This window comes from uncultured Clostridium sp. (assembly GCF_947039605.1).
GTDB lineage: Bacteria > Bacillota > Clostridia > Clostridiales > Clostridiaceae > Sarcina.
Map to the genome: position 1 here is coordinate 42,325 of NZ_CAMQZG010000024.1, position 12,351 is coordinate 54,675.

15 protein-coding genes and 1 riboswitch are annotated in these 12,351 nt (G+C 26.8%); of the genes, 8 read left to right on the forward strand and 7 right to left on the reverse strand.

Translation table 11 applies throughout. The features are described 5' to 3' along the window. Window positions 1-73: 73 nt before the first annotated feature. The 5 genes from Q0V24_RS10315 to crcB all read right to left on the reverse strand — a co-directional run bounded on the left by Q0V24_RS10315 (window position 74) and on the right by crcB (window position 4,844). On the reverse strand, window positions 74-1,279 hold the full coding sequence (locus Q0V24_RS10315) for a sulfurtransferase (protein WP_297521131.1): 1,206 nt from the start codon (window positions 1,277-1,279) through the stop codon (window positions 74-76). Window positions 1,280-1,846: 567 nt separating this feature from the next. Beyond that, the gene (locus Q0V24_RS10320) at window positions 1,847-2,518 is read right to left on the reverse strand and encodes a peptidoglycan recognition family protein (protein ID WP_297521133.1); all 672 of its coding nucleotides are present in this window, start codon (window positions 2,516-2,518) and stop codon (window positions 1,847-1,849) included. A gap of 17 nt (window positions 2,519-2,535) precedes the next feature. Next, on the reverse strand, window positions 2,536-3,372 hold the full coding sequence (locus Q0V24_RS10325; protein WP_297521135.1) for an MBL fold metallo-hydrolase: 837 nt from the start codon (window positions 3,370-3,372) through the stop codon (window positions 2,536-2,538). A gap of 222 nt (window positions 3,373-3,594) precedes the next feature. Beyond that, window positions 3,595-4,230, reverse strand: coding sequence for a DUF47 family protein (locus Q0V24_RS10330; RefSeq protein ID WP_297521137.1), 636 nt, complete (start codon window positions 4,228-4,230; stop codon window positions 3,595-3,597). Window positions 4,231-4,457: 227 nt separating this feature from the next. Beyond that, on the reverse strand, window positions 4,458-4,844 hold the full coding sequence (crcB, locus tag Q0V24_RS10335) for a fluoride efflux transporter CrcB (RefSeq protein ID WP_297521139.1): 387 nt from the start codon (window positions 4,842-4,844) through the stop codon (window positions 4,458-4,460). Window positions 4,845-4,946: 102 nt separating this feature from the next. Continuing rightward, window positions 4,947-5,007, reverse strand: a riboswitch (Fluoride riboswitch). Window positions 5,008-5,332: 325 nt separating this feature from the next. On the opposite strand from crcB, the gene Q0V24_RS10340 reads away from it, so the two are divergent. The 6 genes from Q0V24_RS10340 to Q0V24_RS10365 all read left to right on the forward strand — a co-directional run bounded on the left by Q0V24_RS10340 (window position 5,333) and on the right by Q0V24_RS10365 (window position 9,550). Continuing rightward, a complete protein-coding gene (locus tag Q0V24_RS10340; protein WP_297521141.1) occupies window positions 5,333-6,244 on the forward strand; it encodes a decaprenyl-phosphate phosphoribosyltransferase in 912 nt (303 codons plus the stop codon). A gap of 12 nt (window positions 6,245-6,256) precedes the next feature. Further along, the gene (locus tag Q0V24_RS10345) at window positions 6,257-7,843 is read left to right on the forward strand and encodes a hypothetical protein (protein ID WP_297521143.1); all 1,587 of its coding nucleotides are present in this window, start codon (window positions 6,257-6,259) and stop codon (window positions 7,841-7,843) included. Between the two features lie 88 nt (window positions 7,844-7,931). Continuing rightward, window positions 7,932-8,567, forward strand: coding sequence for an HAD-IB family hydrolase (locus tag Q0V24_RS10350; RefSeq protein ID WP_297521145.1), 636 nt, complete (start codon window positions 7,932-7,934; stop codon window positions 8,565-8,567). A gap of 8 nt (window positions 8,568-8,575) precedes the next feature. Then, window positions 8,576-8,914: an EamA family transporter gene (locus Q0V24_RS10355; protein ID WP_297521147.1), complete on the forward strand. Its 339-nt coding sequence runs from the start codon at window positions 8,576-8,578 to the stop codon at window positions 8,912-8,914. Continuing rightward, the gene (locus Q0V24_RS10360) at window positions 8,907-9,239 is read left to right on the forward strand and encodes an EamA family transporter (RefSeq protein WP_297521149.1); all 333 of its coding nucleotides are present in this window, start codon (window positions 8,907-8,909) and stop codon (window positions 9,237-9,239) included. Before Q0V24_RS10355 ends, Q0V24_RS10360 begins: the two co-directional genes overlap by 8 nt. Window positions 9,240-9,376: 137 nt before the next feature. Continuing rightward, window positions 9,377-9,550, forward strand: coding sequence for a (2Fe-2S)-binding protein (locus Q0V24_RS10365; protein WP_297521150.1), 174 nt, complete (start codon window positions 9,377-9,379; stop codon window positions 9,548-9,550). A gap of 59 nt (window positions 9,551-9,609) precedes the next feature. Here the strand turns inward: Q0V24_RS10365 and Q0V24_RS10370 are convergent, their stop codons facing one another. Together Q0V24_RS10370 and Q0V24_RS10375 are read right to left on the reverse strand one after the other, a co-directional pair. Then, a complete protein-coding gene (locus tag Q0V24_RS10370) occupies window positions 9,610-10,620 on the reverse strand; it encodes a DUF5050 domain-containing protein (RefSeq protein WP_297521152.1) in 1,011 nt (336 codons plus the stop codon). Between the two features lie 140 nt (window positions 10,621-10,760). Then, entirely contained in the window at window positions 10,761-11,177 is a 417-nt protein-coding gene (locus Q0V24_RS10375) for a hypothetical protein (RefSeq protein ID WP_297521154.1), read from the reverse strand. Between the two features lie 253 nt (window positions 11,178-11,430). Here Q0V24_RS10375 and Q0V24_RS10380 point away from each other — a divergent pair, with 253 nt between their 5' ends. Together Q0V24_RS10380 and Q0V24_RS10385 are read left to right on the forward strand one after the other, a co-directional pair. Next, complete coding sequence (locus Q0V24_RS10380; protein WP_297521156.1) at window positions 11,431-11,577, forward strand: MerR family transcriptional regulator; 147 nt, start codon at window positions 11,431-11,433, stop codon at window positions 11,575-11,577. Next, the coding region (locus Q0V24_RS10385) for a transposase (RefSeq protein ID WP_297521158.1) at window positions 11,571-12,351 on the forward strand (781 nt) is incomplete at its 3' end. The genes Q0V24_RS10380 and Q0V24_RS10385, both read left to right, overlap by 7 nt.

The window sequence follows — 12,351 nt, forward strand, 5'->3', positions numbered from 1 at the left end:
ATTTTCTTAAAATAACTCTTGCAACTAAAAAAACTATCCTAGTAGATTTTTTCTACTAGGATAGTTTTTTTAACTAATTATTTTCATTTTTTTGATTTGTGCTACTTGTATTTGTACTGCTTGTATCTGTTATAGGATTTTTAATATTATTATTTTGAGATAAGCTATTATCATTGCTATCTTTATTAGCTTCCTTATCTTTAGCTTTCTCTTTTTTTAATATTTGTGTTGTTATCTGCACAACTTGTTTTAAACTAGCATTATAGCTTTCTATATTATTATAATCTGCCATATTAAGCATTAATGTTAGGAATGCTAAATTCCCCTTATCAGTATTATAGAATAATACTATATCTTTTTGGTCAATGCCCTTTGAACTAAATAAATCTTGTAATTGACTTACAGGTTTTATAGTTCCATTAGGATTTAACATATCACTTAGCTTTATTTGTATAACACCCTTTACTGGCGGATCAATTTTTGTATCTTGCTCATTTGTTTTAAGTTGAACATTTTCTGAATCTGAATTTGTTTTATTACTTACATCAGTTGTATCATTGACTTTATTTTCCTGAGCTTGTACATTAATTTCACTACCCTTTACATCATTTACAAGTTCTAATATTTTTATCTTAGAAATATTTTTTTGTATATCTTCTTTCTTAATCACTTTAAGAGGTACAAAAGAATCTATTATCATATTGCTCTTTTCAATACTCGGAATTTCTGTTGTAGTTTTAAAACCTTGCGATTCCCAGTTTTTATAACCACCATTAAGCATCTTTGATTGAATACCAACCATTCTAAACATCCAAGAAAGTTTACCAAGCTCGCCTAAATCATCTCCATTTGAATCACCATAAATTACAACTGTTGAATTTTCTGTTACACCAAGACTATCTAACTCTTTTGTTAAAGTATCTTTATTTATAAAATTAGTCCAGTTTGTTGTATAGTTTGAACCCTTGGCTTCCTGATTATTTTTTTTAGTTGAATTTTTATCAATAAATTGATTCCATGAAACATCTATTGCCCCTAGGATATGTCCTTGATTATATTCTTTTTCACTTCTTATATCTAGTATTACTAATCCCTTTGCACCTAGTGCATTTTCTAAAGATTGAATCCCCATTAAATATTCATTATTTATACTATTACTATCTGAAACTATTTTCTTTGCTTCAACAACGACCTGCTCTCTTGTAGAGCCAAAAAATGTTGCAAAAAAAACAATTATAGCAACTATTGCAACCACAGCCTTCTGAATTTTATTATTCATGCTAACCTGCTACTTAAAATATAGACAAAAATGTCCATATCAAGAATTTCACTGCGTCTTTGTCCCTTGTTTCGCATACACTACTCCAATTTGATATAGAACTATGTGAACAACTAAGTGATTCACATAAAACCAAAGCTTTTTGTTCTCTACTTTTCCACAGTCTTTAGATCCCGACTAGCCATCGGTACTTAAGTAGCTTTCCCCTTTCTTTATTTTTTTATTCTTTTAGCTAGTTCTATTGCACACTTTCTTGATTCGAAAGTATGTTTAGATACTTTTATATCTATAAATTTGCTAACTATTTATATTCCCTGTTATATTCCCTGAAAATTCTCTCTAAGAAATTTTATCACCTTAAAGTGTCTAATTCAAAACAAAATATCTTGAAAACAATAATAACACAGCATTTTAATTGATATACTATCAGTAGAAGGCCTACTTAATAGATAGTATATCAATTAAATAGCCTTTCTTTTATCATTAGCCAAAATTTATAGCCTTTTTTTTATCAAACATTATTTATTTTAAATTTACTCTAATTAAAACTCTTGAGATTTCTTTATTTTATTTTATATTCATTTCTTTTCCCATTAATAAATCCAAGTTATTTTTTATTTGAGATACCTTTAACTTCTCTCCTGGGCAAAGTGTTTTTCCATTATCTCTATGTCCCTCAAGTGTTGATATATCATACTTTAAAAATAAATATCTTAATAATTCCAATAAGCTTCCATTCTGCTTACTTGTTGGTTCTCCATTCTCAAAATTCCCTTCAAGACAAATACCTAATGTATTAATATTATTTTTTTTCACATGAGCCCCAATAATATTCTCTTCTCTACCTTGATATATTTTCCCATCTTTTCCTATAAAATAATGGTATCCTATACCAGCCCACTCATTTTCCGCATGTTTATTATGAATATCCTCTATAGTCATATTCTCTATAGCTGAATGATGTAATATTACTCTATTAGGCTTATTCCCTTTTTCTAATTCTCCATCCCACTTAAAATCTGTTTTAATTATATTTAATGAGTTATATATTGTTTTTAATTCTTCCAAACTTATATCAATATTATATGAATTTTTAATCTTTGCTACCTTATCACTAACTTTTTTTCCACTTATTCTTCCCATACTTATAATACTAAAAAAGCCTGTAACTAAAATACCTAAGCATAAAATCCTTCTAACTAAATACTTTGTTTCTATTTTTTTTTTAACTTTTCTCAAAATTCTTACCCCTTACTTTATAAAATTATACTCATACCATCCTTTGCAAACTCTATTTCCCCATTATATGTTTTTTCTAATAATTTATAATCATCATAACTAAGCTTCCACTCTTCTTCTAAATGAGTTATTATAACTCTTTTAATTCCTAAATCTTTTTTTATCTTAATAATCTCATTTGCTGTATATAAATCACTATACATAACTATATCTGTACCAAATATTTTTTCATCAGTTATAAAATTATCTGGTACAAAACAACCTATTATTAGTAAATCAACATTTTCTAAATCCTTAATATAAGGAAATGGTTTTATATCACAAGGTGCATATATAACTTTAACTCTATTTTCTTCAAACAAAAAAACTGTAGCTATTATATTACCCCTTACAGGATATAACTTCACAGTCAAATTATTTACTTTAAAATTCTCACTATATTCAAATTTACATAGGTTTTTGCTTTTATAATACTCAAAATATCCACCAAACTTATTTTGAATATCATTTATATCATTATAGACCTCTCTCAAAGCTCTAATCTGAACTGGATTACCACCATCTTTTATCCACGAAGACTCCTGTAGTTGCTCTACAACTCTCATACCAAGTGTGTGATCTGGATCCCAATGTGAATATAATATATAATTCACTTTTTCTATTCCTTCTCTATTTAACTGGTAAACTATTTCCTCTGGTGTATCTATTAATATATTCTCTCCCTCTATAAATAAAGATGGACCAGTCCTTTTAAAAGGTTCACCTTTTTTTCTAGCTTCAATACAAACTTTACATCTACAAGTTGGTCTTGGTAGTGCCCTACATCCACCTGACCCTAATATTTTCAGCTTCATAAATACCCCCTTAACATACTTTTAATACTAATAATACCATATTAATACAATTTTTATATATCCATTTATATTTTATTTTCCTAATATTAACCTGATACAAATATAATTTTAAAATAATTTCGATTCTAAAAAAGTATAAAAAAATAGCCTAGAATTAAAATTCTAGACCTTTTTAAACATTTGAGTTTAACTATTTTTAATTTTTAAAATTATTATGATATCCTATGCAGTTTTCATAATAATTCCACCTATAATATTTACAACAGCTTCAAAAGAATCTACTGTATTTTCAAATGCCTGATATAGGTCTTTCCATTTTATAATTTCTAAGACATCTATTTCTTCTTCTCTAAACATCTTACCAACAGTATCCCTAAAAAGAATATCTGCTTTATGTTCAATTTTATTTATTTCTATAATTTTATTATGTATGATTTTTTTTTCGTGCTTTTTCTTCATTAGACTCAATATTTTCATTAACTCTAATACCTCTTTTGCACACTCAACAATATAATCTGCAAAAACCTTTGCTGCATCTGTACACTTACTAACATTATATATTATAAAACTATTCACAATTGAATCTGTATAATCTATACAATCATCAAATCTTTTAGTTAATTTATATATATCTTCTCTATCCATTGGTGTTACAAATGTATCATTAAGCTCTGCTATTACTTCATGCACTATCTGATCGCCCTTGCGCTCTAATGTTTGCATTTTTTGAGTATAAATAGTTTCATTATCCATAGTATTTAGAAAATCCTTAAGTACTATTGTTCCTTCTAATACGTTCTCTGCTTGTTCAATAAACTTTTTATAGAACTTATCTTCACTTTGGTTTTTATTAAACATGTCTACAACTCCCTTGAAATAAACTTCAATTTAACCATATATTATTGTTCATAAAACCATACCCTAAGTCCCCAAATACATATATGATAACTTTAATTGTACTATTTTAAGTATTATTTTTATTGATAACTTAATTCTTAGTAGATTACTTTTTGATAAATACTAAATGATATAATTACAAATAACCTACTTTTGTAATGTAAATAAACTAAACTTATTGCTATAAATTAGAATAATACTTTAGCTATAAATTGACCTATTATAACTCCAACTAAACTTAATCCTAAGTTTAATATTATGTTTAATGATCCAAGTCCAATATTACCATGTGAGAATATTGTTATTGTCTCTAATGAGAAAGTTGAGAAAGTTGTTAATCCTCCCATCATTCCTGTTGTTATAAATGTCTTCGCTGTTGGTGAAACTACATTTGTTCTTAAACTCATTTCTGTAACAAAACCTATTATGATAGCTCCTAAAATATTTACTATTAAAGTTCCAAATGGGAAGCCTGGTCCTATTCCCTTTGTCGCCCATAATGATATAAGATATCTTAATGATGCTCCTATAAATCCTCCGCAACCTACTACGAATACTAATAATGATCTTTCCATATTATAGTCCTCCTAAATATTACAAGTTTTTCTTCGCTAGTAATAAACTAAGAATTAAGTTACTATCCTATCTTTAGCCCTACACTATTTTACAATAAGGATAAATATGTAGGAGTCATTAGCATTTCTGCAGTTAACGGTTGACTCCATAACCTATAATAAAGCTATATTTTTTCTCTTTTAATATACTATAAGTATAATGATTCTTTATTACAGTTTTGTGTCTACTGTTCAAATTTTATTAATATATTTTTCAAAATAAAATTACTCTTTAAAAAAAATTTTAAAATTTAAATTTATATATTACATATTTCTCATTTAATTGTATATATTATTACTTCTTTCATCTCTAATGTGCAATATATTTAAATTCTATTTTTATCATAGCTAAAAAATTTTTCACACAAAAAATATTATGATATAATTAAAAATGCAAATTTTCGGTAAATAAATTTACTAGAAAAAATTTAACTTAGGGGAATAAGATTATGAATTTTACCAATGAAGAAGAAAATAGCAATAATATTCAAAAAAAATCTTTTATTCATAACTTACTTAAACTAATGAGACCAAAACAATGGGTGAAAAATCTCTTTGTTGTCGGACCTCTTATTTTTTCAGTCAGCTTTTTAGAGCCTAAAAAAATAGGATATAGTCTTTTAGCTTTTGTATTATTTTGTTTAATTTCATCTACAGTATATATAATGAATGATATTGTTGATGTTGATAAAGATAGAATACATCCAAAGAAAAGGCTTAGGCCAATAGCTAGTGGTGCAATTAAAGTTCCTGCTGCTATCGTATCTTTCTTAGTTTTACTTACAATCAGTTTAGTTGGATCTTATCTGATTAATTTTGAATTGTTTATTGTAATAATACTTTACTTTATCAATAATGTACTTTACTCTTTCAAAATAAAACATATAGTTATTGTTGATGTTATATCAATTGCTATTGGGTTTATTTTAAGAGTTGTCGCTGGTGGAATTGCTATTGATGTAAAACTATCAGGTTGGATTTTACTTTGTACTTTCTTTATCTCTTTATTCCTTGGCTTTGAAAAAAGAAAGAATGAGATTATAAAATTACAAGGAAATGCAAACGAACATAGAAAAATTCTTGATGATTATTCTGAGGATTTACTAAATGAAATATCAAATATATCTATACCTTGCACACTTGTAAGTTATGCAATGTATACTTTTATAGGGCATCCAAATCCTTATATGATGATAACTAATTTATTTGTAGTTTATGGATTATTTAGATATAAATATCTTGTTATAAAAAAAGGTGAAGGTGGTAGTCCAACTGAAGCACTTATCACTGATAAACCTCTTATCGCGAATATTATTTTATGGGCCATTACAAGTATGATTATACTTTTATGGTTTAGTTAATAGGAGGCTTCAATGGAAAGATTAAAGGATAATAAAATTTCATTTTACTCAATACTTATATCTTTTATGTTTTTAATATACATAGGAAGTATTTTTATAGGTAGTACACTTCTTTTTGCAATACACGTGTCTATGACTAGCTTTAACTTTTTTGTTTTCCCTATCATAGCTATGTTTATTTCAAAACTGTTCCTTGATAAGGATAAATCAAATGTTACATGGAAATTTATGATTTTCTCACTTATATTCTTTTTTATTAGTGCTGCACTTTTAGCATGGATAAATAATATAATTTGGGACTACTCATACGATTCTATGGCTTACCACCAAGAGGCTGTTATGGCTATAAAAAATGGATGGAATCCATTTTATCAATCACATATACCAATGAATATTTGGGTAATGCACTATGCAAAAGCATCTTGTGTATTTGCAGCAAGTATTTTTAAAATTACTAATAGAATTGAAAGTGCAAAAATACTTTCTTCATTCTTACCATTAATACTACTTGTATTAAGTTTTGGTACATTCTATTTAATAACAAAGAAAAGAAAAATCTTATCAGCATTTGCTGCTCTATTATTAGTTCTTAACCCAGTTGTACTTGGGCAATCTTTTACTTATTATGTAGATTCAATGCTTGGTATTTATGTTATCTTCCTTATAATAAATTTAATATTAATATTATTCTATAAGGATTTAATGTTCTTTAAATATCTAACACTTGTGAATGTAGCAATATTCCTTTCAAATATAAAATTTACAGGACTTGCCTATGCAGGAGTAATTCTTTTAGCATTCTTAATTTGTAGTTTCTTCTTTAATTCAAAGAAATACAATATAAGACTTCTAATATTCCTTATTGCTAGTCTTGCTATAACTGTATGCGTTGTAGGATTCAACCCATACATTACAAATACTATTAATAATGGAAATCCTCTTTACCCACTTGCTGGCACAGGGAAAATAAATATAATGACTTCTAATACACCATTAGACTATAGATATGATGGACAGTTTGAACAATTTTATAAATCTATGATAGCAGTACCTTCAAACACAAATCCAGATGGTAAATCTGCAACATCTCTTAGAGAACTTTTTGAAGTTAACTCTCATGTTCTCACTTTCTATTCTGGTGTTGATGCTAGAATAAGAGGATTTGGAGTTTATTCTATCATATTCCTACCTCTATCATTTATAGGTATGCTTTATCTACTTGCATCATGTAGAAATAAGAAAGCTCTTATTTACAGTGTTCTAACACTTGTATTTACTATTGGAACTTTCCTTGCTGCCGGTGCTTTTTGGTGGGCTAGATATATAAACTTTGTTTGGCTTATCCCTGTTGGAGTTGGAACTCTGATGATGATAAAAAAATCTAAAATATCTAGAATTATTGGATTATTGCTTTTAATTTTAATTTTTGTAAATTCAGCAATGATACTTCCAACAATGATTTATTTTAAAATCAATCAATCAAACAGAGTGAAAAAATATATATTTACAAAACCTTTAGTTATTTATCAAAATAACTTTGAACAATCATTCATAAATAAGGCTAAAGAATTTGATTTGAAATATACAATAGTAAAATAAACTAACTAATCACTTGAGTATCTTACTCAAGTGATTATATTTATACTTTAATATAAAACTACTAAAGACAAAATGGAGGCATTTACTTATGATATCTAAAAAAGTTGCAATATTTGATATTGATAAAACAATAATCAGTGGTGATTCAATGTTTCATCTTCTGCAATATACAAAAATAAAATATCCAGCCTCAAAAGCAAAGCTCCCTTCACTTTATATAAAACTTGTTTTATATAAACTAGGGCTTATTAATACACAAAAAGCTAAAGAAGCTATGTTCTATACTTTCAACTATTTAAATAGTGATGATTTGAAATCTTTTTATAATTCTATTTTAAAAGAAAAAATCTTTTCAAATGCACTCGATAAAATGAAAGTTCTTAAAAACAATGGATACTTTATTCTTCTTGTTTCAGCTTCTCCTGAAGCTTATCTTAAATACTTTGAAGATGAAGAATATGTTAATTTTGTCATTGGTACAAAATTTAAATATGCTCAAAATAAAGTTACTAATCAAATGGATGGTATAAATTGCAAGGGTGATGAAAAGGTTGTGAGAATAAACACTTATCTAAAATCTCAAAATATATCAATTGATAAAGAAAATTCTGTAGCTTTCTCTGATTCACTATCTGATACACCTATGTTTAACCTTGTAAAAAAAGCTTATCTTATAAACTTCAAGAAAAATAATGATACTTATGAAGTATTGAAATGGAAATAGGTGATAATATGAAAAGTACAAACTTAACAAAAGGAATTATTCTTATAGTACTAGCAGCTCTTTGCACATCTTTTGGACAACTTTTTTGGAAAATGGGGGTAGGTGGTAACATACTTTTAATATTGCTTGGCTTTGTCTTATATGGTGTTGGTGCCTTATCTATGATAGTCGCTTTTAAATTCGGAAATTTATCAATACTTCACCCTCTTATGTGTGTTGGATATATTTTTGCACTTATAAATGGAACACTATTCCTTAATGAGCAAATAACTACTAATCATACAATTGGAATAGTTATTATAATTATTGGAGTTATCTTTATAGCAAGGGGTGAAAAAAATGAATAAAGCATATTTATTGTTCCCTATAATGACATTATTTGGAGCACTCGGTGCCTTTTATTTTAAAAAAGGCACAGATACTTTAACTGGAATTTTATCTTTATTTACCAATTGGAAAATTTATGTTGGTGGCTTTTTCTATGTAACAGCTGCAATTTTAAATATTATTGCATTAAAATATTTACCTTATAGTGTTGTAATTCCACTAACTTCAATAACTTATGTGTGGACTTTAATTATTGCAAGACTTGCACTTGGTGAAAAAATAACAATTAAAAAAATTATTGGAATAGTGCTAATATTAATCGGTTCTATCTATGTAGCCATATAAATAGTATCAATTCTCCTAAAATATACAGAATTATTTAACAATAATTCTGTATATTTTATTAATTTTATGGTAAAATAAACATATAACTTACTCTTAATAGAGTGAGAATTTGTTTTAACAAAAGGAGAATTTGTTTTATGGAAGATAATATAATATGCCACTGCTTAAACATAAGCGAGGCTGACATAGTAAATGCTATCAATGATGGTGCTAAAACATTAGAAGAAGTTCAAGATGTAACAGGAGCTGGAACAGCTTGTGGATCTTGCATTAATGATATAGAAAATATAATTGTTAAAAATACAAAATAATTTATAAAAAAGGACTACCTCAGAATAGAATTTTCTATTCCGAGATAGTCCTTTTCTTTTTATTTGTTATATGACTTTAATACTTCCTCTTCATCTTTTATAACTATCTTATCGCTCGTAAAATAGTAATCCTCTACAGAATCTCTTGAAATTCTTTTCTCTAACTTTATCTTCATACCCTCGCCCATATCTGCCTCTATAAGCTCTCTACTTTCATTTATATAGTAAAATTTATTTTTATTTTGCTCTGTTTTATTTAAATCACTTTTTAACTCAAATGATTTTCTATCACTTAATTTTTCTATATTCTCATTTGATTTCACAAAATATAAACTATTATTGTCATCACTATTTGTAGCTAGTACAAAACCCTTTACCACAGTGAAACTTTCAACTGAAAAATCTGTTAATTTATATCTTTTATTTTCTAATAAATTTATTGCATATAGATTATATCCATCACTCGCATTTTGATAATATAACACAGAATCAGATACAATAAATTTTGCTCCCCTATCTTGTGTTACAGCTTTATCAATACTCCCATCATAACTTACAAAGTATATTTTCTCATTATCATCCTCATTAATATAAAATATTCCATCAGTACTTGCAACAAGGTCTCTACTACTACTAATATTTAGAGCTACTGCTTCTATATCTTCATTAAAATCACTTTCATCAAAATAGTATATCTTCCCCTCATCTTGAGTATTAGAATAATACATCTTCCCCTCATTATGTATTAAGTCCTTTCCAGATAACATAGAAACTTCTGACTTTGGATTATTTATATTATCATTTTTAATAACCTCTCTATAAATTCTATTATTATCTTTTATAGATGAATAAAAGTAATTAATCTTTGTTTCTGCAATCCTTGATGAATATGTTTCTTGTGTTTTTGCATCAACTAAAAAAAGTTCTTCCTTTATAGTCGCATCCTCTGCTTTAACATAACTATTAACTTTTATATTATTATCTTTTTTCTCTATTTCCTTTGGTTCTTCTCCACAACTAACTAGCATCCCACCTAATAATATAGGTACTAAAAGAATTATCTTTTTCATCTTTCCACCATCCAAGTATATTTTTTATATTATCGTCTGTCCCCTTAATTAACTTTATCAAAAAAGATACACTACGTTATAAACATACTGTATCTTTTCTATAAAAAAATAGCTATCAATCAAATTGATAGCTAACTCTTTTAGTATACTTGTTTTAATAATCTTTTCATTACATCATTAAGTTTTAACTCTCCAAGTCTTTCAGGACATGTAGCAACTACTAACTTAACAACATTCTCAAGCTCATATATTGTATAAGCTCTAGCATCCATAAATGCATAGTCTGGCATAATATCTGCTAAACCTTCAGCAATTTCTTCTGCCGCATTTAAATATGTATCAAATAAATCATCCTCAGACATTGCGTCTAAATCCACTTCATTCTCCTCTAAAACAGCTTTTACATCTTTTAATGATATTTCAAGTTCAAAAGCTGCAAAGTCTTCTCTTTTAGTAGCATTTGCAAGGTCTGCAACTACCTTAAAAGAACTTTCAGTTTCTATCTTTTCTCTTAACTCATCTGTATCTACAACTTCTCTTATAAAATTAACGTACATTATAAATCCTCCTAATTATATCTTGCATAAACTTTATGCAAAATAAGAATACATTTAATTTTAAAACTTAAAACATTATCTGTCTAGTATTAAATTTATCTTCTTAGTACGCAAAATAATATTTATATTCTTTATATTTAAATGTTATTATATATATAATGGATATTTGAATAATTAAGGAGGAAGGTACTAGTTACTAAAATTATGTATAAATACAGTCATATGTAGAACAATATAATTAGAGGTGATTATATTGAAAAATAATAACTATAAATTTAATGAATTTGCAGGACTTCTAAATGTTTCTGTAAGGACTTTGCATCGTTGGGATAATGATGGAATATTAAAAATATTTAGAATGCCAACGGATAGAAGGTATTATACCTACGAACAATGTTAAAAGCATACAAAACCGAGATAAAACCAACAGAGCAACAGAAACTTAAAATAGAACAAAGTATTGGGGTTTGTAGATATTTATATAACTTTTATATATCAAAAAATATTGAACTTTATAATCAGTTCAAAGAAGAAAAAATTGATAAAAAAGATGCATTTATTAGTGCAAATAACTTTGATAAATATATTAATAACGAGGTTAAAGTATTAGATGAGTTTTCCTTTATAAATACTGGTGGCTCTAAAGCTAGAAAAAAAGCTATATGTGATGCAGAAACATCATTTAAAAGATTTTTTAAATGTCTTGGTGGATTTCCTAGATTTAAGAAGAAAAAGAATCAAGATATTAGTATTTATTTTCCCAAAAGTAATAAAACAGACTGGGAAATAGATAGACATAGATTAAATATTCCTACCCTAAAATGGGTAAGATTAAAGGAGTTTGGGTATATTCCGACTAATGGAAAAGTTAGAAGTGGTACGGTTTCTAAAAAAGCTGGAAGATATTTTGTATCTGTGCTAATAGAAATTAAAGAAATAATTAACGATAAACCTTATTCGTGTGGTATAGGTTGTGATTTAGGAATCAAGGATACCTTAATCGCAAGTAATACCATGAGGTTTAAGAATATTAATAAAACCTCAAAAGTAAAAAGATTAGAGCGAAAATTAAAAAAAGAACAAAGAATTCTTTCAAGAAAATATGAAAGTTTTAAATTCAGAAAAAATAAAGAAAAAGGAGAAGCTACTAGACAAAATATCCAAAAACAAATAG